Genomic DNA, 211 nt, shown 5'->3' with positions numbered 1-211 from the left:
AATTCGGGTTTGAAGCACCTGCGCTAAAACTTAGCTACGCTGGCGAAGCCGTCTATATTGTAGCCCCCACAGAAAAAACCCACGCGCCTGACGATATTGATCCGGCTCGCGTTGTTGGCGTGGTAGATCATCCCCAGCTAGGTGAGGTCCCCTCTTCTCCTCCGCTTGAGAGCTGGATCCGCCCTGTTGGTGGTTCAAACACCAGTATTAA

The 211-nt window shown here is 53.6% G+C and carries 1 pseudogene; it reads left to right on the top strand.

From position 1 onward, the window contains the following. Positions 1 to 211, top strand: a pseudogene (locus CWB76_RS19725) (manganese-dependent inorganic pyrophosphatase); the annotation flags it as partial.

The sequence above is a fragment of the Pseudoalteromonas sp. S1609 genome (assembly GCF_005887255.1).
Taxonomy (GTDB): Bacteria; Pseudomonadota; Gammaproteobacteria; order Enterobacterales; family Alteromonadaceae; genus Pseudoalteromonas.
This window is presented reverse-complemented; position numbering and strand designations above follow the sequence as displayed.